Origin of the sequence: Sphingomonas sp. Leaf5 (assembly GCF_001421155.1) — a bacterium.
Taxonomy (GTDB): Bacteria; Pseudomonadota; Alphaproteobacteria; order Sphingomonadales; family Sphingomonadaceae; genus Sphingomonas.
Genome location: NZ_LMJZ01000001.1, coordinates 394611 through 416577, shown reverse-complemented (window position 1 = coordinate 416577; position 21967 = coordinate 394611). Strand labels below are relative to the sequence as shown.

Annotated in this window: 19 protein-coding genes; 2 read left to right on the top strand and 17 right to left on the bottom strand. The window is 64.4% G+C overall.

Annotation, left to right across the window (positions count from 1 at the left end):
• Nucleotides 1-697: 697 nt before the first annotated feature.
• Genes ASE50_RS01925 through ASE50_RS01915 form a run of 3 tightly spaced genes read right to left on the bottom strand, consistent with a single transcriptional unit; the run spans nucleotide 698 to nucleotide 2322 of the window.
• The gene (locus ASE50_RS01925) at nucleotides 698-1477 is read right to left on the bottom strand and encodes a sulfite exporter TauE/SafE family protein (RefSeq protein ID WP_056394831.1); all 780 of its coding nucleotides are present in this window, start codon (nucleotides 1475-1477) and stop codon (nucleotides 698-700) included.
• 7 nt (nucleotides 1478-1484) lie between these two features.
• Nucleotides 1485-2003 (bottom strand): rhodanese family protein, encoded by a 519-nt coding sequence (locus tag ASE50_RS01920; RefSeq protein WP_056394829.1) that lies wholly within the window; start codon nucleotides 2001-2003, stop codon nucleotides 1485-1487.
• Between the two features lie 4 nt (nucleotides 2004-2007).
• Complete coding sequence (locus ASE50_RS01915) at nucleotides 2008-2322, bottom strand: ArsR/SmtB family transcription factor (protein ID WP_056395636.1); 315 nt, start codon at nucleotides 2320-2322, stop codon at nucleotides 2008-2010.
• 71 nt (nucleotides 2323-2393) lie between these two features.
• Here ASE50_RS01915 and ASE50_RS01910 point away from each other — a divergent pair, with 71 nt between their 5' ends.
• On the top strand, nucleotides 2394-3263 hold the full coding sequence (locus ASE50_RS01910; RefSeq protein WP_056394828.1) for an MBL fold metallo-hydrolase: 870 nt from the start codon (nucleotides 2394-2396) through the stop codon (nucleotides 3261-3263).
• An 81-nt stretch (nucleotides 3264-3344) separates the two neighbouring features.
• Here the strand turns inward: ASE50_RS01910 and ASE50_RS01905 are convergent, their stop codons facing one another.
• The 3 genes from ASE50_RS01905 to ASE50_RS01895 all read right to left on the bottom strand — a co-directional run bounded on the left by ASE50_RS01905 (nucleotide 3345) and on the right by ASE50_RS01895 (nucleotide 7250).
• Complete coding sequence (locus ASE50_RS01905; protein WP_162236147.1) at nucleotides 3345-4724, bottom strand: alginate export family protein; 1380 nt, start codon at nucleotides 4722-4724, stop codon at nucleotides 3345-3347.
• Nucleotides 4725-4832: 108 nt separating this feature from the next.
• Nucleotides 4833-5768 (bottom strand): endonuclease/exonuclease/phosphatase family protein, encoded by a 936-nt coding sequence (locus ASE50_RS01900; RefSeq protein WP_056394823.1) that lies wholly within the window; start codon nucleotides 5766-5768, stop codon nucleotides 4833-4835.
• A 180-nt stretch (nucleotides 5769-5948) separates the two neighbouring features.
• The gene (locus ASE50_RS01895; protein WP_056394821.1) at nucleotides 5949-7250 is read right to left on the bottom strand and encodes an SLC13 family permease; all 1302 of its coding nucleotides are present in this window, start codon (nucleotides 7248-7250) and stop codon (nucleotides 5949-5951) included.
• Between the two features lie 115 nt (nucleotides 7251-7365).
• On the opposite strand from ASE50_RS01895, the gene ASE50_RS01890 reads away from it, so the two are divergent.
• Nucleotides 7366-8259 (top strand): hypothetical protein, encoded by an 894-nt coding sequence (locus ASE50_RS01890; protein WP_056394819.1) that lies wholly within the window; start codon nucleotides 7366-7368, stop codon nucleotides 8257-8259.
• Between the two features lie 11 nt (nucleotides 8260-8270).
• Here ASE50_RS01890 and ASE50_RS01885 read toward each other — a convergent pair whose 3' ends face one another.
• From ASE50_RS01885 to hsdR, 11 genes are all read right to left on the bottom strand, one after another.
• Nucleotides 8271-9137, bottom strand: a complete 867-nt coding sequence (locus ASE50_RS01885; RefSeq protein ID WP_327196511.1) for a serine hydrolase — start codon at nucleotides 9135-9137, stop codon at nucleotides 8271-8273.
• Between the two features lie 359 nt (nucleotides 9138-9496).
• Nucleotides 9497-10237 (bottom strand): arsenical resistance protein ArsH, encoded by a 741-nt coding sequence (arsH, locus tag ASE50_RS01880; RefSeq protein ID WP_056394817.1) that lies wholly within the window; start codon nucleotides 10235-10237, stop codon nucleotides 9497-9499.
• Nucleotides 10237-11523, bottom strand: a complete 1287-nt coding sequence (locus ASE50_RS01875; RefSeq protein ID WP_056394815.1) for an arsenic transporter — start codon at nucleotides 11521-11523, stop codon at nucleotides 10237-10239. Before ASE50_RS01875 ends, arsH begins: the two co-directional genes overlap by 1 nt.
• Nucleotides 11523-11951, bottom strand: a complete 429-nt coding sequence (gene arsC / locus ASE50_RS01870) for an arsenate reductase (glutaredoxin) (RefSeq protein ID WP_056394813.1) — start codon at nucleotides 11949-11951, stop codon at nucleotides 11523-11525. Before arsC ends, ASE50_RS01875 begins: the two co-directional genes overlap by 1 nt.
• A gap of 11 nt (nucleotides 11952-11962) precedes the next feature.
• Nucleotides 11963-12295, bottom strand: coding sequence for an ArsR/SmtB family transcription factor (locus tag ASE50_RS01865; RefSeq protein WP_056394811.1), 333 nt, complete (start codon nucleotides 12293-12295; stop codon nucleotides 11963-11965).
• 716 nt (nucleotides 12296-13011) lie between these two features.
• The gene (locus tag ASE50_RS01860; protein ID WP_056394809.1) at nucleotides 13012-14259 is read right to left on the bottom strand and encodes a type II toxin-antitoxin system HipA family toxin; all 1248 of its coding nucleotides are present in this window, start codon (nucleotides 14257-14259) and stop codon (nucleotides 13012-13014) included.
• Nucleotides 14259-14582 (bottom strand): helix-turn-helix transcriptional regulator, encoded by a 324-nt coding sequence (locus ASE50_RS01855; protein WP_056394807.1) that lies wholly within the window; start codon nucleotides 14580-14582, stop codon nucleotides 14259-14261. The genes ASE50_RS01860 and ASE50_RS01855 overlap by 1 nt, the downstream gene beginning before the upstream one ends.
• A 59-nt stretch (nucleotides 14583-14641) precedes the next feature.
• A complete protein-coding gene (locus ASE50_RS01850; RefSeq protein WP_056394804.1) occupies nucleotides 14642-15562 on the bottom strand; it encodes a restriction endonuclease in 921 nt (306 codons plus the stop codon).
• A gap of 15 nt (nucleotides 15563-15577) precedes the next feature.
• On the bottom strand, nucleotides 15578-16915 hold the full coding sequence (locus ASE50_RS18930; protein WP_200909441.1) for a restriction endonuclease subunit S: 1338 nt from the start codon (nucleotides 16913-16915) through the stop codon (nucleotides 15578-15580).
• Nucleotides 16912-18393 (bottom strand): class I SAM-dependent DNA methyltransferase, encoded by a 1482-nt coding sequence (locus ASE50_RS01840; RefSeq protein ID WP_056394802.1) that lies wholly within the window; start codon nucleotides 18391-18393, stop codon nucleotides 16912-16914. The genes ASE50_RS18930 and ASE50_RS01840 overlap by 4 nt, the downstream gene beginning before the upstream one ends.
• A gap of 33 nt (nucleotides 18394-18426) precedes the next feature.
• A complete protein-coding gene (hsdR, locus tag ASE50_RS01835; RefSeq protein WP_200909440.1) occupies nucleotides 18427-21828 on the bottom strand; it encodes a type I restriction-modification system endonuclease in 3402 nt (1133 codons plus the stop codon).
• Between the last annotated feature and the right edge of the window lie 139 nt (nucleotides 21829-21967).

The following is a 21967-nucleotide window of genomic DNA, read 5'->3' as shown; positions in this document are numbered from 1 at the left end:
GACCCCAACCGTACCGTCTCGCTCCGCCCAGCCATTGCCACGGGGTATCGACGCGCGACCGGCTGGTCCTTCGTTAGAAGGTCGACCATCTGGTCAGGATTTGTTCTCGCTGACGCCAAACGCAGTTTTCGACGCCACCAATAGACCACGCTGCGGGGGGTGGCATTCTAGATGGCTAGTATCGGGGACTATCTGCACCGACTGGGGTCGACTTACGCAGCTCCGATGGCCGACCTCCCGTCAAGCCACGGAAAACCGTCGTTCTACGTGCCCTTAGCTGGGGCAATCAGCGATTGGCTGGGGCGGCAGGACCGTCACGCCAATAGTCTAACCATCTAAGCCCATGTTTTATCGTGGGATCATCTGAGGCTCGTTAATCAGGATAACCATGCACTGGTCGCATGGAAAGGCATCGGACTTAAAAAATCCACGGCGGCCGGCGACTGTTCAAAATTGACCTGATCCGCTGATACCAACGCGTTGGCTCTCGCCGACCCTGCCCGCTTGCCGGCCGATCCCAGCCGAGGCCATTCCGTAGCGGCGCTCGACTTCGAGTCACCCGCCTGTTTCTGGATACTACATGTCCATGGAGCATTTCCGGAAAAGCATTTTGGGAAACAGGAACCGGCAGGACGCAGCAGACGCAACTGAAACGTGACCCTTCTCTTCGCATGGTCGTTCTCGAAAAGGGTGCGGCTCAGGCGGATGACGTGATGATGTAAGTCCCGGTTGCGATCACCACGGCGGCAAAACCGCGTTCGAGCAGGCCCTTGCGCGTGCCGAGAACCCTGCCCAGCGCAATACCGCCGATCGTCCCGACGACGCCACCCACGACCAGCAGCGCCGTCACGCCCCAATCGACCAGCCCCGACAGGGCGTAGGAGGTGGCGGTGGTCAGCCCCAGCGCGCTGACGACGACCAGCGACGTACCGATGGCAAAGGGCAGCGGCATCGCGGTCGCCAGGATCAGCCCTGGCACGATCAGGAACCCTCCTCCGATCCCGAAGAAGCCGGCGGCAAGCCCGACGCCCAGCCCGATCGGCACCAGACGCGGCAGCAGCGTCGCCGCGCTGTCGCGGGTCAGGCGCACGTCGGGCGCTTCCGCGGTGCGGCGCTGGCGCAGCATCGACGCTCCGACGCCGATCATTAGCAGCCCGAACAGGACGAGCAGGCGCTTGCCGTCGAACGCCTTGCCCAACTCCGCCCCCAGCGCCGCACCGATCATCCCCGACACCGCGAAGACACCGGCGCACCGCCACTTCACCCGGCCCGCCTGCGCATGGCCGATCAGGCTGGCAAGCGCATTCACTGTGACGGCGACAGCGGCCGTCCCGATCGCGGCATGCGGCGATCCGACCCCGACGACATAGATCAGGAGCGGTACGGCGAGGATCGACCCGCCCCCGCCGACAAGGCCGAGGATCAGGCCGATCACGCCGCCCGATGCGAGCGCGGCAACGATGGCGGCGGTGTCCATGATCGCCTCAGGCGGCCGCGCGCCGGTTCCACGGCATCACGCGCAGTAGGTTTGCCATGCCGCACCATCCCGTCGCACCCGCGAATATCAGCCCCGCCCCCACGAACGCCGACAGCCCGAAGAAGCCGGGAGCAACGAACAAGCCGAGCAGCACGCCGATCAGCACTAGCGCGCCAGCAGTAATCTGGACCTGCCGCATGATTTCCAGTGGCTGCGATCGATCGGCGACAACGGGCTGTCCTGCCTGTCGCCAAGCATCGATGCCACCGCCCAGGATATAGGCCGTTGCGCTACCCGCTGCCGCGCCGAGCTGCGCGGCATTGGCGGCGGTCCGCATCCCTGATTTGCAGTGAAAGACGACCGGACGGCCGTCGCGCGCCAGATCGCCGATCCGATCGAGCGGTACGTTGATCGCGCCCGGAATACGCTCCCGAGCATGTTCGTCCGCACCGCGAATGTCGATCAGCCGCGCACCCGCATCGATCGCGGCGCGGGTATCGGCGGGGGTAAGGGTCGCAAGCGTCATCGCATCAATCCTTGCAATAGAGCTGATAAAGGGTGGCGAGCAGCGTTTCGACGCGCGCATCCGCGATCGCGTACCAGAGCGTCTGGCTCTCCCGCCGGTAGGTGACGAGGCCTTCGTCGCGCATCTTGGCCAAGTGCTGCGAGCAGGCCGATTGCGACAGTCCCACATCGCGCGCCAGATCGCCGACCGTCACCTCGCCATGCTCGACCAGCTTGCACAGCAGCATTAGCCGCCGCGCATTGCCGATCGCTTTCAGGGTGTCGGCGACCTGTCCGGCCTTCGCTTCGAAGGTTGCCCGGTCCATCGGTGGTTTGAGCATCGTCGCCACTCCATTAGGTCTTGCTTATGTAGCATCCTCTAATATATTAGCAAGCGCTAACGGAGGAAAGTATGACCCAGCCCTTCATCGAGGCGTTCTTCGACGAACCGACGAACACGATTAGCTACCTAGTGGGCGATCCCGCGACGCGGGTCGCGGCGGTGGTCGATCCGGTGCTCGATTTCGACATGGCGAGCGGCGTCGCCGATACCCGTTCGGCCGAACGCATCGTCGCCTTCGCCCGAGAGCAGGACTGGCGAATCGTGATGGTGCTGGAAACGCACGCCCATGCCGATCACCTGTCGGCCGCCCCCTTCATCAAGGCGCATACCGGCGCATGGATCGGAATCGGCGCGCATATCCGCGACGTGCAGAAGATTTTTCGCCCGGTTTTCGCGATGGATGACTTGAAGACGGACGGATCGGATTTCGACCGACTGTTCGAGGATGGCGACCGCTTCGCGATCGGCGCGCTAGAGGTCGAGGTGCTGCACGTCCCCGGCCACACCCCCGCCGATGTCGCATACCTAATCGGTGATGCGGCGTTCGTCGGAGATACGTTGTTCATGCCCGACTATGGTACCGCCCGCGCTGACTTCCCCGGCGGCGACGCGCGGACGCTCTATCGCTCAATCCGCCGCCTGCTGGCGCTACCCGACGCAACGCGGCTGTTCCTCTGCCACGACTACAAGGCGCCGGGTCGCGACAACTATCGCTGGGAGACGACCGTGGGTGAGCAGCGCCGGTCGAGTGTCCACGTCCATGACGCCGTAAGCGAAGACGAGTTCGTCGCCATGCGCGAGCAGCGCGACGCCGGACTATCCGTGCCCAAGCTGCTGCTGCCCTCGATCCAAGTCAATATCCGCGCGGGCCATTTCGAACCGGCCGAGGCGAACGGCATCACTTACCTGCGTATACCGGTGAAGTGGAAGGCGGGGTGAGGTTCCGCAATCCAGTGTCCCGTCGGCGGATCAGTGGTGGAAGGAAAAGCGCTACCTGCCCGTGCAGCCATATGCTGGCGGCTAGAAGGAGAACATGATCGAAACGTAGCCGTAACTGACATCGCGCGGGTCCGGTGCATTCGGCGCCTCGCGCAGAAACCGGCCTTTGAACAGCCGCGCATAGCCGAGATCAAGCGCTAAGATATCCGCGACCAGATCATATTCGACCTGCAGCTGCACCTGCTGTCCGGCATTGCGCCCGGCACGCCCGGTGGCGTCGCGCACGTCGCTGTTGCTGAAACGATCGACCGCACTGGCGAGGCGGAGCAGGCGGTAATCGCCCATCACCGACAGCCCGCCTGTAGGGGCAGCCTTCAGCCGTACGCCGGGGGAGAGCATGTTCGACCGGTCCGCCGCGCCGAATAATTCGGTCGGCCCGAATTCGAACCGCCGTGCGCCGTACAGCGTGTCGAACCGGCCGATCCGATCCTCCCGCCTGTTGCCGGTATAATAGTCGAAGAATGCGGTCAGCTCGAATTTCCATCCGCCTGCGAAGCGATAGCCGACATCGCCATGGAAACCATAAGCCGCGACCGGTACGACCGGTTTGCCGCTGTCCGGGCTGCCATCGCGCCCACGTCCATATTGCGCCATCGCCTCGACCTCGAACGTCATGCCCTGGTCGGGACGGACGAACAGTCGCGCCCCCGGCGTGACCAGCCGCCGGTCGCTGCGATCCGCCTGGCTTTTGCCGCGTTCGATCAGGCCATAAACGTAGGTTTCGAGACGCGTTTCTCCACCGAGAGGCATGCGGTTGAAGGCACCGAACAGTTGCAGATTGGTATTCTCACGATCCCATTGCGGCCGGTTGCGCCGGATCGCGATGGTGCCGGTCGGCAACCGGACGGTAGGCATGGTCCAGAAAGCGACGAAGGCACGATCGTCGTCTCCCTCGCGCGTCAGCCGCAGCCCGGTGAACGACGTTACCGAGGTTCGAAACCCCTGCCGCGCGACGAGCCGTTCGGACCCCAACTGCATCGTCATCCGCCCGGCCTTCAGATAGCTGGCACTGTCGCTCCCCAATGCCTCGCCAAGGTCGCCTTGGGCATAATATTGCGAAAACTCGAGCACGTTGACGACATCGGTCCCGACCGACGATCCGCGCCGCTGGAAATAGGCGCGCGCGTCGTGGAATTCCGTGCCCAGTCGCACCGGCCCGGCGTCATATTCGGCGAACAGTGTCGTGCGCAGTGCCACCACCCGATCACGGTTGACCGCCTCCTCGCGAAACTGACCATCGATCGCCTCGAACCGGGCACGGACGCTGCCCGACAGGCGCCAGTTATCGGGCGCGCCGACCGCTTTGTGCAGCAATCCGTCGTCGGTGATCTGCGCCACCGCGGCGGAAGGCATGGCTACCGTCAGCAATGCAAAGGATGTGATGTTGGCCAGTTTGCGCACGCCTGCTCCCGTCGGCGAGCTGGTTCCATGCGGCGCTTCTTCGAAGTCCCGCCCCGCCATCCGGCTTGAAATATCGACCGGGCCGATCGATCCCCCGTACAGCGCATGTCAGGGGCGACGTTGCTCCTCACGATATTCCTGCAACACCTCCTGCACATCGCGGCGGTCCTCGCGCGATACGGGTTCGGGGCGTTTGCTGTCCGCAGGCCGTCCGGTCAGGCACAGGCGGGCATGGACCGGCAAATGGTCGGAACCGACATCCTCCAGCACCGCAAGATCGCGCACGGCGAATTCCGGCGTCACGAACAGGTGATCGAGCGGCCAACCGAGCAGCGGCGTTCGCGCCGGAAAGGTTGCGAACGTGCCGCGCCCGATACGCGGGTCGAGATAGCCGCCGACACGCTTGAACAGCTGCGACGTGTGCGACCACGCCACATCGTTGAAATCGCCGATCGCCAGAACCGGCAGTCTGGTGCGGGCAGCGCGCCGTGCCGCAATCGCTATTTCGGCGTCGCGTGCCTCGGTATCCTGTCCTGGCAAGGGCGGCCGGGGATGCAATGCGATCAACCGGAACGGGTCCCCCGCTGTCAGTTCGGCATGCATCGATGGTGTGTTCTTTTCGGCGATCGTTTTGATGTTGGCGTCGCGTATCGGCAAACGTGTCGCCAGGATCATGCCATAGGTGTTGCCGAGAGGGCGTTCGAGCCGGTTCGGATAGCGTGCCAGTTGCGGTGCCAGCGCCGCTGCCCAGCGCTTGTCGGTTTCCATCAGCAACAGGAGGTCGGGGCGGACCCGATCGATCAGCTGTGCCGTCCGGCGATAGTCGCGGTTGGATTCGAGGACGTTCAGCGAGAGTATGCTGAAGCACCGATCCGTTGAGGCGGAACCGGCCTTCGCGAACGCCAATTCCGTTCGGGCGAGCGGCGTATAGGGATAGATGCGATAGAGTTGCCACCCGGCCGCGACCGCGCAGCACAGCGCGACCCAACGCCCGACCCGTCGATCCAGCCACAGTGCCGTCCCTCCGGCGAACAGCAGTGCCACGAGGATCTGGACCCGCGGGAAATCCCAGATCCTGATCCACTATTCATTCGATTCGATGATGCTGAGCGCGGTGACCAGGACCAGCAATCCGGCAAGGGCGCGGACGAGATAGACGAGAATGCGCATGGCAGGATTCCAAGGAGGTGGCGCGGTCGATCGGCGATCGGGCCGCAGCATCGTTCAGAACGGAAAGAAGACCGGGATCGTCACGATCGCAACGGCGAAGGTGATGAGGTTCAGGGGCAAGCCGACCTTCACAAAGTCCATGTAGCGATAGCCGCCCATCTGGTAGACGATGACGTTGGTCTGGTATCCGAACGGCGTCGCGAACGCGGCGCTGCCCGCCATCATCACCGCGACCAGGAACGGGCGGGGGCCGACGCCAAGGCTCTCCGCCAGCGCGACCGCGATCGGCGTGACCAGAACGGCCACGGTCGCATTCGACAGCAGCTCGGTCAGCACCATTGTCACGCCGTACAGGACGATCAGCGCGGTCAGCGGTCCGAACTCCTGCATCGATCCCACCAGCGCCCCGGTCGCCGTCGCGGCGAGGCCGCTTTGCTCCATTGCCAGCCCGATGACGACCATGCCGGCGATCAGGATCAGTATCTGCGGCCGCAGCCCGCCATAGGCTTCGTCGGCGGTGATGACGCGCAGCAGGATCAGCAGCACGGCCCCGGCAAAGGCCGATGCGGCGATCGGCGCAATGCCGGCGGCGGCCACGGCGATCGCGCCGGCGAAGACGGCGAACGCAATCGCCGCCTTGGCAGGTTGAAAGACGCGATGTTCCGCGAACAATGTCGGATCGCCGACCTGGGCGTTCGGTACGTCGACGTCGCGTCGGTCGGGAACCGGGCTGTCATCTGCGATACTGCCGCGCATCAGCTTTCCGCTGAACAGGAACAGGTAGATCGCGCCCGCCAGCGCGATCGGCAGACCCACGGGAGTAATCTCGAAGATGCCGAAGCGCGATTGCCCGGCATTTCGCGCCATGTCGTCGACCAGCAGGTTGGTCGACGTCCCGATCAGGGTGCAGCAGCCGGTCAGCACCGTGATGTACGATAGCGGCATCAGATAGCGTTTGGGCGGCAATTTGAGCGCGGTCGCGACATCGCGCACGACCGGCGCGCCCAGCACGACGATCGGCGTGCTGTTGAGGAAACAGGATGCGACCCCGATCGCACCCAGCATCAGCCAGATACCGGCCGACCCCAGCCGCTTGCACATCCTGACCGCAGCCTCGATCGCGCGATCGAGCAGGCCCGACAGTTCGAGGGCATAAGCGATGACGAACAGCGAGGCGAGCGCGATGATCGCCGGACTGGCGAAGGCGCTCTGGACGTCGATCGGCCGCACGACGCCGGCAATCAGCAGGACGGCCGCACCGCTGAGCGCAACGACGTCCGAGCGTACCTTGTCCCAGATCAGCGCCGCGACGACCAGCACCAGCACCAGCAGCGTCAGCACCTGATCGAACGTCACGCGGCTATCGCCCGGGCAGAGGACATACCGCGATCGGGCAGCACGTCCGGGATTATATCGTCGGATGTCATGGCCTTGGGTATGCCAATTTGGCGGGCTTTGCTATCGATGGTGTATGAACGAGCCAACCTTGCGGAACAGCCGGCTTGCGCTGGCAGGCGGTCTGGCGATTGCCCTGGCGGTCGGCGGAACGGGGTTCCTGATCGGGCGGGGCACATCCCCGCGCGAGGTCGCGCCGCCCGCCGCTGCCCCGATCGCGACGGCACCTGCGGTTGTCCAACCCGCGCCCTCGCTGCCCGACCCGCGCGATATCGTCAAAACCCGTGCCGACCTGATCGCACTGGCATCGCAGGCAGCGGATGCGTTCGCATCGGGCCGGTCCCTGCCGAAGGCGGCGGCCGATTTGGCGGGGCAGCGGTTCGAATTGCGGCTTCCCTTCGGATGTCGCGGGCCTTCCGATGCGGACAGCGACAGCCCGATGCGCTGGCGCTACGATGCTGAGGCAAAGGCGCTGCGGGTCCATGTCGCGCCGGTCCTCTGGAACGGCGCGGATCTGGGCGCGTCGGAGGATCGATCGGCGACCGGCACGATCGCGGAAGGGTTCTGGATTCGCCGCCCGTGGACGGTGAGCGAAACCTGTCCGGCTGCGCAGGACAGTGCTGCTCCCACCGGTGCCGATGCCGTCACCCTGCCAGGGCAGACATTGGCCATCGCCCAATTTGCCGATGGAGCCGGGCAAGGGCTGCGCGATGGAAAGCCCTACGAGACCGTGGTGCGCGCGGCCCCGGACGAGGTGCCCGCCGATCAGGGCCTGCAGCTTCGCCTGCGCGGCAGGATCGGCGGAACGGCGGATCGATCGCCCGTGGCCTGCCGACAGCCTGCCGGCCCCGAACAACGCCCGATCTGCATCATCGCGGTGACGCTCGACGATGTAGCGATCGACAACCCGGAAACCGGCAAGACGCTGGCCACCTGGAGCGCCGACCGGGCCAGCCTGCCCGATCGATAGGGCGTCGCGGGTTACCGGCTGGCCGCGGCGATCACCGCGCGCGTGACATCGCCCATCAGGCGCATCCGCGCCGGAATGGGCTGGCGCGTGCTCGCGATCATCACGGCGAGCGCATAACGATGCCCGTCCGGCGCCACGAGCAGACCGACGTCGTTATAGCCGGTCGACAATCTGCCGAGATCCTGCCCGGTCCCGGTCTTGTGGGCGAGCGTCCAGCCGGGACGCAGACCGGACTTGAGACGTAGCGGACCGGTCTTGCTGGCTCGCATCAGCGTCAGCAGTGATGCGGTCGACCGGTCGCTCAGCAGCCTGCCCTGCGCCAGCAACGACAGCCCAAGCGTCACGCCATTGGCTGATGCGCCGTCCAGCGGCGCGTCGAGATAGCGGCGCAGCGCCTTGTCGCGCGCTGCATAGGACATCGCGGCGCGCGCTTGCAGGAACCCCCAGCCACCGGCCCATTCGAGACGCCATGCCAGTCCGGCGGTACGCGCCTGCAACTGCCGCTCACCGGGACCGAAGCAGACGCTGGCAACACCCTTGTCCTTCAACATCCGGTTGACGGCCGCAGGACCGCCGATCCGCCACAGGAGCACGTCGTTGGCGGTGTTGTCGCTGCGCGACATGGCGCCGCGCAGCAGATCGCCGACCGTCGTCTTGTAGCCCGTCTTTCCGACCAGCGTCCGGATCGGCTGGTGGAACAGGGTCAGGTCGGCGCGAGTGACGGTCACCGGATCGGCAAGCGACAATCGCCCCTGATCGACCGCATCCATGACTCCGATGGCGACCCATAGCTTGCTGACGCTCTGCTGTGGACGCGGGGTGTCGCCCTGCCAGTCGACGACCCAGTTTTCGTCGATATCGCGCACGCTGATGCCCACCTGGCCCTCGAAACCTGCGCCCAGTGCTTGCACGGCGTTCAGCAGGTCCGCCGATGGCTGCGGCCGGGCGACGACCAACGGTGCTTCGGGAATGACAGATGCGGGAGTACGATTGGCGACCGGGACAGGAGGCGGCGGGGCGGCAGGTCGACCGGCAGGAACGCAGGCGGGCAGGACCGCCAGGACAGAAACTGCACTGGCGCAGCGAAACAACAATCGGATCGTCAACAGGGCTTCCCTTTTTCGGCCTTGTAACGAACTGACGATAAAGCGAAAACCTGCTCAAGCCGCCTTCGACGCAGCCGCCGCTCCGTCCAGCGCAGGGAAGGTTCGTTCCGTTCCGGTCGCAGCCGCCCGCATCAAGGTTTCGTGGCGGTACTCGACAGGTCGGTGGCGGTGTCGATCACCGTGCCGGCTTCCTTTCGCTCCGAATAACGATCGACCAGCTGGGCGGTATGCGGGCGCAGCAGGACGGTGAAACGCACCAGTTCCTCCATCACGTCGACGATCCGGTCGTAATAGCTCGACGGCTTCATGCGCCCTGCATCATCGAACTCGGCGAACGCCTTGGCGACCGACGACTGGTTGGGGATCGTCACCATTCGCATCCAGCGGCCGAGAACGCGCAGCGTATTGACGCTGTTGAACGACTGCGATCCGGCCGACACCTGCATGACCGCCAGCGTGCGGCCCTGCGTCGGGCGCAGCCCGCCGATGTTGAGCGGGAGATGATCGATCTGCAGCTTCATGATGCCGGTAATCTGGCCATGGCGTTCGGGGCTGCACCACACCTGCCCCTCCGACCACATCGATAGCTCGCGCAGTTCATGGACGGCCGGATGATCGTCGCCAGCGTACTGATCGGGTAGCGGCAGGGTGGACGGATCGAAGATGCGCGTCTCGCAGCCGAAAAAGCGGAGCAGTCGCGCCGCCTCTTCGATGCACAGACGGGAATAGGATCGTTCGCGCAGCGAGCCATAGAGCAGGAGAATACGCGGTGCCGGATCGATTGCGCCTAGCCCCAGCGCCGGCCGCTGAATGGTATAGGCGGTATTGAGCGCCGGCAAATATTCGGGGTCGACAAGGTCGCGAAGGGGCATCAGGTAAGTCCGATCCGCAGCGCGAGCGCTGCAAGGGTGATGAGCAGGACGGGCACGGTGAGCGTGACCCCGACCCGGAAATAATAGCCCCATCCGATCCGCACGCCTTTTTGCCCGAGGACGTGGAGCCACAGCAGGGTTGCGAGCGAGCCAATCGGCGTCAGCTTGGGGCCGAGGTCGCAACCGATTACGTTGGCGTAGATCATCGCTTCCCTGACGGCCCCCGTCGCGTGCGTGGTGTCGATCGACAGCGCGCCCACCAGCACGGTAGGCATGTTGTTCATCACCGACGACAGGACGGCCGCGATTACGCCCGTTCCCAGCGCCGCACCCCACACGCCGCCTTGCGCGGTGCGATCGAGCAGCGCCGCCAGATGATCGGTCAGGCCCGCGTTCCGTAGGCCATAGACGACCAGGTACATGCCGAGCGAGAAGATCACGACCTGCCACGGTGCGCCGCGTAGCACCTTGCCAGTCTGGATCACCTGTCCCCGCCCGGCGATCACCAGCAGCAGGATTGCGCCAGCAGCGGCGACCGCGCTGACCGGCACGCCGAGCGGTTCGAGCAGGAAGAACCCTGCCAGCAGCAACGCGAGGACGATCCATCCGGCGCGGAAGGTCGCGGCGTCACGGATCGCGGCAGTGGGAGCGCGCAACGCGGCCACGTCGTAATCCTGCGGTATATCGCGCCGGAAGTAGATCAGCAGCGCCCCTAGCGTAGCGGCGATTGACACCAGGTCGACCGGGACCATCACGGACGCATATTGCCCGAACCCAATTTTGAAAAAGTCGGCCGACACGATGTTGACGAGGTTCGAGACGACCAGCGGCAGACTGGCGGTGTCAGCGACGAACCCCGCCGCCATGACGAATGCCAGCGTCGCCTTGTCCTTGAACCCGAGCGCTCGCAGCATAGCGATGACGATCGGCGTCAGGATCAACGCCGCGCCATCGTTGGCGAACAGCGCGGATACCGCCGCACCGAGCAGCACGATCAGGACGAACAGTTGGCGACCATGCCCCCCGCCCCAGCGGGCGACATGCAGCGCCGCCCATTCGAAGAACCCGGCTTCGTCCAGCAACAGGCTGATGACGATGATCGCGACGAAGGCGGCGGTCGCGTTCCAGACGATGCCCCATACCACCGGCACGTCGGACAGCGTGACGACGCCCGCGAGCAGCGCCACGACGGCCCCGCCCATCGCGCTCCACCCGATGCCAAGGCCTTTGGGTTGCCAGATGACGAGCGCGATCGTCGCGACGAAGATCAGGACGGTAAGAAGCATCAGGCGACGTGCTGGCCCGAAGCATCAACCACCTGTTCGCCGTCTTCCTTGGCGAACGCGCCGAGCTGGCCGCTCGGCAGCAGATCGAGGACAGCTTCGGACGGGCGGCACAGCTTCACGCCGAGCGGCGAGACGACCAGCGGTCGGTTGATGAGGATGGGATGCGCCATCATCGCATCTATCAGCGCTTCGTCGGACAGCGACGTGTTGCCCAGGCCCAGCTCCGCATAGGGCGTCCCCTTCTCGCGCAGCAACTCGCGGGGCGTCACGCCGGCGCGGTCGATCAGCTCGACCAGCAGCGCGCGTGCGGGTGGGGTTTTAAGATACTCGACCACATGCGGCTCGATGCCGGCATTGCGGATCATGGCGACGGTATTGCGGGACGTGCCGCACGCGGGGTTGTGATAGATGACGATATCGACGGCCACGGGGCGTCCTTTCAGCAGCAGGGGGCGAGTTCGGCGAGGAGCGGCGCACACAGGTCGGGCGAGCCGGCGCAGCAGTCTTTGACGAGGAACAGCGTCAGCGCGCGCAGGCCGTCCAGATCGGCGCGATAGATGATCGACCGGCTATGGCGTTCGGAGCGGACCAGGCTGGCACGGGCGAGAATGCCGAGGTGCGCCGACATGGTGTTTTGCGGCACGTCGAGCTGACGGGCTAGTTCACCGGCCGCCAGTCCGGTTGGTTCATGGCGGACCAGCAAGCGAAACACATCGAGACGCGTTCCCTGTGCTAGCGCACCAAGCGCAGCGATAGCCGAATAGGTTTCCATATATCCAGCATAGTAGATATGCGGGCTAGAACTAGGGTTGATTTGTCTGCCGCAACCGGACCTGCGGCCGGGGCATGACGAACCTGGGCATGATGAAAATGATGGCCGTAAAGCCGGAAACCACCAGCGCCGCATCTGATTCCGTAGCCCACCGAAGCACAAATTACCCGAATGCCATTTGTGCCGGAGGTCGGCATCGCCGATGCCGGGTAGGAAGTCCTCCGTACTAAAAAAACCGAAAACCCGAATAGATATGGCGAACGCAGCATTATGCCTTAAGGTTGCTCTTTTGCGAAATATTATTGCAGGGATTTTCCCCGATAACCCTAATTTTGCCTCTCCCGTGGCGGTAAATCAGCTTGAAAGAACACGTAGTTCATTAATTTAAGCCTAAAATTTTTATTATTTAGTGTTTTATTGTTAGAATATAGTTACGTTATCGAGAGTTATTCGGGTTTTCGGGTAAATTTTGACCGCGACCTGTGAACTTTGCCAGGAAAAGGCTGCTTTCCTTAAAAAACGCCGAAATTAGGGTTATCGGTTTTTTAGGCGCAATACCTACAATCTTACGCGCTATGGAGCGCGTAAGATTGTATGCGGCGTCGCCTTCGGCGCCGCTTGGATCGGCGCTTGCGCGCCGAGGTGACACCGCTCACGCGTTGCCAGCGCTAACGCGGGGTTGCGGCTTCGCCGCCTCGGGCGGGGCGTGGTCGCCCCTACGCTTTGCGATAGTCCTGCAAGACATAGGGATTGAGGAACTGCCGCCCGCGCATCAGGTCGCGTCCGACAACGGAAAGGCCAGCCTCATCACAGACGGCGTCATAGCGCTCACCTATAATGGCGATCTGGTGGTCGATGATGGCGTCGGCCGCTTCGCGGGTCAGCAGGAAAGCGCCAGCCGCGTCGAGGCAGAGCCCCAACTGACTGTCGCGGCGCGCGCCATGGATCAGCATCGCCTGCCCCGCCTCACCACCCGCGCGAGCTTGCGGACAGATGTCGTAGGCTGGCGTCAACGACAGCGAAGCGCCGTCCCAGAACGCCGCGTGGTTGCGCGCGTGGTCGTCGGTGTTGCCGCACAACACGTTGAAGATCAGGCGGCCGAACAGCTCCCGCAACGTCTCGCGCGGTCTGGCGAAGCGGTGGCGGATGATCTCGGCCAGCACCTCATAACTGGCGTAGCGTGCCATCATCTCGTCCAGTTCGAGCAGCGTCAGCGCCGACACCATCGCCCGGCGCGACCAGTCCTCACCGACTGCCACACGGTCGAAGCGCTCGACCAGCAGCACGTCCTTACCCTGCGTCTGCACCAGCCGTACCGGCGCGACGTTCAACCCGGCCTCGGCGGCGAGCCGCATCGCTACATATTCGGCCTTCACGACATTATGGACGTCGCCGGCTGCGGGAAATTTGGCGACATATTTCGTCGTCCCGTCGGTCAGCAGCGCCTTGGGCCGTGCACCGCCCAGCGAGCTACCATGGTGCAGCGCCCGGTCCAGTTCGGGCGTCAGCGGGATGCCGGCTTCGACCCGCTCAGCCGACTGGATCAGTTCGCCCAGCGTCGCGCCGATCGCAGCGCGCGGAACATAGTCGGTCGCCGAGGCCTGGAAATCGAGCGCGCCGATCCGGTCGGACCCGGACTCGAGCAGATAGCTCAGCTCGTCAATGCGATCGACATCGCCATCCCGCGCCTGCCGCCCTAACAAACGGTTGAGGATGACCCGGCGTCCCCAGGCATCCGGTGCGGCGTCGCGCAGGCTGTTCGGCATCGAAAGACCGGGCAACGGCACGATTGCGCCCGGGACGAGCGGCAGTTCCGGCAGGTACAGCGGGACCGCGTCCTCGCGCGCAAGATAGCTGCGGCCATAATTAAACGACAGCCGCTGCCCGTCGCGAAAGATACGGCCCGCCACGACCGGCTCGGTGTGTCCGGGCAGCCAGACCCAGACGAACGCCTGATCCGCCATCAGAAATCGTCGTCCACGGGAATCCGGCGGCTGTGAACAGCGGCGGGCAGCAGAGCGAGCCGATCGGCCACGCGGTTAGCCTCGCGCGCCACTTCCTTTTCGTCGAGGCCGAACAGCGGCACCTTCAGAATCGCCGCCAGTTCGAACACGGTACCGATCGCACAACCTGGTTCCCCGCGTTCGACCCGCACGAGCAGGGATCTTGATATTCCCGCCCGACCGGCGAGGTTTGCTTGCGATAGGCGCTGCTCTGTTCGCGCGGCGCGTAGCGTGTCGGCCATTAACTTGAGCGCATTTTCGGCATATCGCGACTGGGCTACCATTCCGGATATTTAGCATCAAATATGCGTCATATCTACTGATATGTCGCATATTTGATCCATCACTCATCCGCGAAGAAGTCCTCGTCCAGCCGCTTCACCGCGATCGTCCGGCTCACGCGAACGCCGACGCCATGTTCGATCATCAGTTCGGCGAGGCGCGCGCCGTCGATCAGGACCACGCGCTGCGGAAGGTGTCGGACGAAGTCGATCGCTGGCGCGCTGAAGCTTGAGGTGGTGACGAACACGCCCTTGGTCGCGCCGAAGCCGACCAGGCTGCCGACGAAGCCCTGCACGTCTGGCCGCCCGACCCCGACATGCGGGGCATAGCGCTTCGCCTGGATGTAGATTCGGTCGAGGCCGAGGCGGTCCTCGTCGATCACGCCGTCTACGCCGCCGTCGCCGCTGCGCCCCAAGCTCAGCGCGGCGCCCTCATGGCTGCCACCATAGCCCATCGCCACCAGCAGATCGATGATCGTGCGTTCGAAAAAGGCCGGGCTCTGCGCCAGCACGCGCTGTAGCAGTTCGGCCTTCAGTGCCGCGTGGAGGACGCCGTGCGCCGCGTCGATCTGCTCCTCCGGCGTGGCGGTCGCGGTGGCGGCGGCTTCGGTGACCTGTGCCTCGGCGGGGGAGGCCTGCGCGTCCCCCGCATAGAATTGCGCGAAGGCGGGATAGGCCTTCAGCGTTTCGACCGTGATCGTCGCCGGCTGGGTCGCGAGCAGCGCCTTTCCTTCTGCGCTGGCGACGAAGCGGCCGCGTTCGGGACTGTCGATCAATCCCGCCTTAGCCATGTAGAATTTCGCCCAGTGGATGCGGTTGTGCAGCACGCGCTGCCGCCCGCTGGGCAGCATCTCCTCGCGCTCCGCCTCGGTCAGGCCGAGTTGGTCTGCGATCGCCGCCGCTGCATCGGGCACGCGTGTGACGCCGGTGGCGGCGAGGCGCAGCACAGGCAGCATCAGCGCCTGATAGTCGGGAATGGCCATATGTCCCCTCCTCGCTCAGCCCATGGCCTTGCGCGCACGCCCGCGCTTCGGCTTCGGCGCGGCGGCGCGTTCGGCGCGGATGCGGTCGAGCAGCACGCTCGCCGGCTCATCATTCGGGTCCTGCGGCACCAGCTCGCCGCGAAACGCCTTGGCGAGGATCGCGGCTTCGAGCCGGTCGAGCAGCGCGCGGGCGTGGGCGGCCTCGGCTTCGAGGCGGTCGGCGCGGGCAAAGGCTGCTTCGATGTCGCCGATGATCCGCTCTTGTTCGTCAACCGGGGGGATCGGAATCTGGAAGGCGCGACATTGTGAAAGAGAAATATTCACTTGTCCGGCTATGCCACGCGTGTCGTTCACCACGCTCGCCACACTCTGGCCACTGCAAAGAAAATAATACAGCCATTTCGATACAACGCGGTCGCCGGGACGAAAAAGCGTAATGGCTTGGTTGATATTACACTCGCCGATAGCGTCCGGAACGATCGCCACCTTGCCCAAAGGGGGCCCAACGATGTTCATCAAAACGTCGCCGGGACATGTAATAGATTTCTTCAATTCTTTTTCATGCACTGACGCAGCGACATATTGAGGCTTATGATCGAAGGCGACTTGCTGCGCCACGATATTGTAGACTTTCAAAAATGGGATGCCCGATTCCGCAAATCCGGCTCTGGGCGTACCGCCGCTCTGTACTTTTGCGCAGATTTTAGCGGCGGAATGCGATTCCCATTGCGCGCGCGGAAGGCGTGAACTTTGGGTTCGACCGTCAAACGCATCGCGGAGGATTTGGGACTTAAGCTGTTTCGCTAAGCTCGGCACGCGTTCCAGTTCGGCGCGCGCTGAGAAAAGTCGAGCATTCAGGCGGCCTAGCTTCGCTACGATGCCACGCTGTTGGACCGCAGGGGGTAATGGAAGGGTGATCCGTTGAAGTGCTATCTGCGGCAAGTGCTTGATAGTGGTCCCGGTAAAAAGATGAGACAATCCATCCACGACGGCAAGATGATTAAAGAACGCTGCTACGTAATCAGTATCAATCCCATCGAGGGGCCGCACTCGATGAATAGCCTTTTGAAAGACCAGATCACGCGCACCTCCGCGCCAGACAGCGCACCGGCCTGGCTCACCACCTTCACATACTAATAAGTCACCGTCGCGAATCGACAATTCCTCACGTTCCTGAGCGGTGACGCGTATCTCTAGCAAATCTGAGAGGTCAAACGCCCCCCACCGCACATTTACGTTGCGAAGATATGGAACGAGCTCACCCTTATTCTTGCTCGCATCGAGCATTTTGCCGAGCTTCGTAGTGACGACTTCCCCCAACGTCGTCTCAACCCACCCCTTCGGCAACGTCACTCCGCCGCCTCCGCCAAGATCGGTTCTTCTGCCTCGTTGCCCAATCCCGCCACCAGAGCACCGATTTCCTCCAGCGCGGCCATCAGATGGCCTTCGATCGCCGCTGCAATGTCCTCGGGCGTGTCCAGACCATCCTCGGCCTCGGCGATGGTGTCCTTGAGCCAGCTGATGTCGAGATTGTCGCCCCGCGCCTCCAGCGCGGCACGGTCGAAGCGGCGGAAGCGGCCGGTTTCGCCTTCGTCCTTGCGCTCCGCGCGGCCATGCGGATCGTCGCCGAACGCCGCCACGAAGCCCGCGAAGTCCGCGCGCTTCAGCGGGTTGGTCTTGCCATAGGCAGGCGCGCCCGCGCGCATGTCGTAGATCCATACCGCCTGCGTCGCGTCCTCGGCCGGGTCGGCTTCGGCGGATCGGGTTAAGAACAGGACGTTGGTCTTGACCCCCTGTGCATAGAAGATGCCGGTTGGCAGACGCAGGATGGTGTGCAGGTCACAGCGGTGCATCAGCATCCGCCGGAGCGCCTTGCCGCGTCCATCGTCGAACAGGACGTTGTCGGGCACCACCACCGCCGCCCGGCCGCCGGGGGCGAGCGCGCGGATGATGTGCTCGACAAAGGGCAGCTGATAGGACGAGACTCGATCGGTGATGGTCAGGTCGTCGCGCGTCGGCGGCCCGCCCGCCGGGCCGAAGGGCGGGTTGCTCAGGATCAGGTCGGCGCGTTTGAACGCCGCCTCGCCGCCGCGCGGCGACAGCGTGTCGCCCAGCACCAGATCGGTCGGGTCGATCTTATGGAGGTGCAGGTTCATCAGCAGCAGGCGGAAGGTGTCGGGGACGTTCTCGACGCCGCGAAACGCTTCGCGCAGCTGGAATGCCTGCTGCTTGGGCGACAGCTCGAAATAGTCGTCGGTGCCTTCGCGCATGTGGCGGTCGGCGGCGATCAGGAAGCCGCCGGTGCCCGCCGCCGGGTCCTGGATCACCTCGCCCGGCTGCGGCTGCATCAGCGCAACCATCACGTCGATCAGGACGCGCGGGGTAAAATACTGCCCTGCCCCGCGCTTGGTCTCCTCCGCCATCTTCTGGAGCAGGCCCTCATAGGCGTCGCCGAATGCGTCACGCTCGGCGGAAAACCAGTGCAGCCCGTCGATCGCGTCGATCAAGCGGCGCAGATTGGCGGGCTCGCGCACGATGGTCGACGCGTTCTGGAAGATGGCGACGACCGAGCGATCGGGCACCTTGGCGGGATCGCCCAGATCGATCAGGGCGCGCTTGTAGACGGTCAGCAGTTCCGCCTCGTTCGCCGCCTTCAGCCGCGACCAGCGATAGGCCTCGGGAATGCGGCTCTCGTCCTTTTGCTCCGACGCCATCTTCAGGAACAGCAGGTAGGTCAGTTCGGTGACGTACTGCTGATAGGTGATGCCGTCCTTGCGGAGCATGGCGCAGAGCCGCCACAGCTTGTTCACCAGTTCGGCGGAGGGGTTCACGGGGCGTCGTCCTTTGTCGTCAATTGGGGCGGATCAGGCCGCCTGGTCGGTATCGCGGCTATCCCAGATGGCGACGTTCAGGTCCATCAGCACATCGCGCAGGTGATGGTCGAACTCACGGTCGATCGCATCGAACCCGCCATTCTGGGCGAATAGCGGGTCGGACAAGATCGCGGGATCGCCGACCGGCTGCTCCTTCAGCGCGCGGCCGATGCGCTGCAGCCAGCGCCGCTGGGTCGGCGTCCAGTCGCGGCTCGCCAGGATACGCTCGACCCCGCTCTCGACGCGCGTGGCATATGGGACCAGCGGATCGCCGAGTGCCGCCTGTCGCACGAATCCGATGATATGCGCGGCAATGTCGGCATTGCGGACGCGGCCATAGGCGGCGCGCAGGTGGCTTTCGGAAAAGCCGTGCGCGTCGAGCAGGACCGCGATTTCCTTCAACTCGGCGCGGGTCAGGTCGCGCGGCCGCTGCGTCGCGGCGATCAACGCGGGCACGACGTTCATTTGGGACCGGACATAGGCCTCGAAACTCTCGATATAATCGGCCGGGCTGGCATGGTCGGGGAAGACATCCTCGACGCTGACCGGTTCGTCGTCATGGCCGGAGATGAAGACGCCGGGATCGGTTCGCTCGCGTGGCCCTTGGTCCAGAATGTCGATCAGCAAGGGATGCCGCTCGAACAGCGCCAGCGCCTCGGCGGGCGTCGCGTCGCGCAGGCGATTGGGCAAGGCGTCTGGCGACCCCAGCAACTGCTCGATCCGCTCCCGCGCAGATGAAGCGAGTCGAGGCAGCCGCTGGCGCAGCTTCACCACGATCTGGTCGCGGACGAAGGCCTGATCCTCCTGCGTAGCGCGCGCCAGATCACCCAGCAGCGTGGCAAAGCTCAGTGCCGGATCGACCACCACCGGCCGCATGTCGGTCACATCCTGAAGATCGGTGTAGATGTCGACCGCGTCGAAGATGCGGAAATGGGTCTTGCCGATCTCGTCGCATCGCCGGGTCGCCCGGCCGATCATCTGGTCGTAGAGGATACGGCTGTTCACCCGCCGCACGAAAACCAGGTTGGTGATCGCGGGCACGTCGATGCCGGTGGTCAGCAGATCGACGGTGACGACATATTTGGGGCGCGGGTCGTTCTTGAACGCCTTGATCCGCTCCAGCGGGCGATCGACCGTGCCGGTGATCTTTTCGACCAGCCCGCCGGGCAGCGCGCCATATTCCTCGGTCAACGCCTTGGCGAGTTCGTCGACCAGGATGTCGGCATGGTCGTTGCTGACCGCAAAGATCAGCGTCTTGCCCGGCTGGTCGGGCGGGCATTCCTGCGCCACCGCCTGCGCCACTGCACGGTTGAACGCCTGGGTTAACACCTTGCGATTGAACGCCGCGACCTCGAAATCGACTTGGTCGGGCAGCGTCATCAGCTCGATCTCGCCAGTCTGGCGGTCGACGATCTCTACCTCGTCGCCCGCGTCGAAGCGGATCCCGGTCTGGCTGAGCGCGGTGGTGATCCGGCGCGGCGGACGATGGTCGATCAGCCATCCGTCGATCACCGCCTGCCGATAGCCATAGCGATAGACCGGCAGGCCGAAGATCTGCGTCGTGTGCAGCGCGGGCGTCGCGGTCAACGCCACCGTCGCCGCGTCGAAATAGTCGAGCACCCGGCGATAGGCGGACAGATAATCGTCGAGATTGCGGAAGCCGAGATCCTCTTCGCGCAGCTCGGCGTCCAGCGTGTAGCCGCGATGGGCCTCGTCGACGATGATGAGGTCATAGGTGCCAGGCGTCGGGCGCGCTGCATCGGGATCGTCGAACAGGCGGCGGATCATCGCCTGCACGGTCGCGACCTGCACCCGGTCGACGGCTTCTGGCAGCTTCTTCTCTAGATCGGCAACGCCGAACACCTGGTCGAATTTCAGGAAGCCGCTGGTGTCGGTCACGCTCATGGCGTCAAGCGTCTGGCGACCCAGCGCGCTGCGATCGACCAGGAACAGGATGCGACGGAAGCGATTGGCGCGCAGCAACTCGTACATCAGCGCGATGGCGAGGCGGGTCTTGCCAGTGCCGGTCGCCATCGCCACCAGCATGTCCCGCCGCCCGGCGCGGATCGCGTCTTCGACCGCTACGATCGCGTCGCGCTGATAGGGGCGCAGGCCGGCGACGCCCAGTTCCTGCTCGGCGAGATGCGCGTCAATGGGCAGGATAGCCTGCGCCAGCCGCTCTTCCAGATCGCGCGGACTGAACCATTCGGGCAACGCGCGCGGCACCGCGCCCGGGGTGCGGGCGTCCCAGAACCAGATACCCGATTTCGTCGCCAGCTGCTTTACATAGGCGCGGCCATTGGTCGCGAACAGGAACGGCACGCGATAGCGCTGCCCGCCGTCCAACCACGAACCGCCACCCGGCAATTCGTCGGGCGTCAGGGTAATATCCTGGGCGTAGCGCCGCGCCTGTCCCAGCATGGCGGGAACGTCGATCTTCTTCCTCTTCGCCTCAACCACCCCGACGCAACGGCCATCGATGAACAGCGCATAGTCGACCCGCCCTTTCTTCGTCGGCCATTCAGCGATCGCCATCGCCTCGCCATAAGCGGGCCGGGTGCCGGCGGCATGGGTCAGCGTGTCGCTGTCGACGGTCCAGCCCGCCGCGCGCAGTTTCGCGTCGATGAGGACGCGGGTGGCGTCCTCGTCCAGCTCGACCTTCTCCGCCGCGCGCGATGCGGCAGCGGATAGCAACTGCAGATCCTGGGTCGGTGCCGCCTGCGCCTCGACGCGGATCGCGGCCAGTTCTTCACGAGCCTTCGCCAACGCGGCTTCGGTCTCCGCCGCATAGTTTTCCCAGAACGCGCGTTGCCGCTGCTGCTCGTCGATCGACGCTGACAGACGTTCGCGCGCCGCCTCGGCATCCTGCGCGCGCAGCCGGGCCTGCGCCTCCGCGTCGTGGCTGTCGGCGACCGTCTTGCGCAGTTTTTCAAGCTGTTCGCGCAAGGCAATATCGGCATCGGCAGGAGCCATCGGCGGTACGAAGGGGCCGGGATCGAACGACGGCGCGTTCCGATAGGTGCGATGGTACCAGACGCCGATCGCGCTTGCGAATTTCAGCGCGTTCAGGGCATCACTTGCGGAGCCTCGGTCCTCATGTGCGGCGGCATTTCCCCAACGCTTGATCTGGAACAGCAAGTCCGCGACCTGTTGCGGGAATATATTGCGAGCCTTCCCTTCGCGCAGCACCTCGTCGAAGGTTGCCGACGACGAAGACGGCAGGCCATGCCGCGCCATAACCTGTTTCGACAGCGCCTCGCCAAACAGTCGCAGTTTTAGCAATGCGGCCGGCGGATCGGAACGGAAATAGCTCTCGGCCAATGCGCCCAGCCGCGCCAACTGGCTGTCGCGCGCCGCCAGAAAGCCGAAATTGCCGCCCTGCTCAATATCCACGCTCGCTTGTTAGCATGGCCTGCATCGTCTTCAATCATCAACGAAATGCGAAATCACGCGAAACAACGCAGCGACGCGGAGTGCCGCTACGTGCCAAAATTGAGCGATGACCGTATCGGCAGCATCGAAAAGAGCGCCG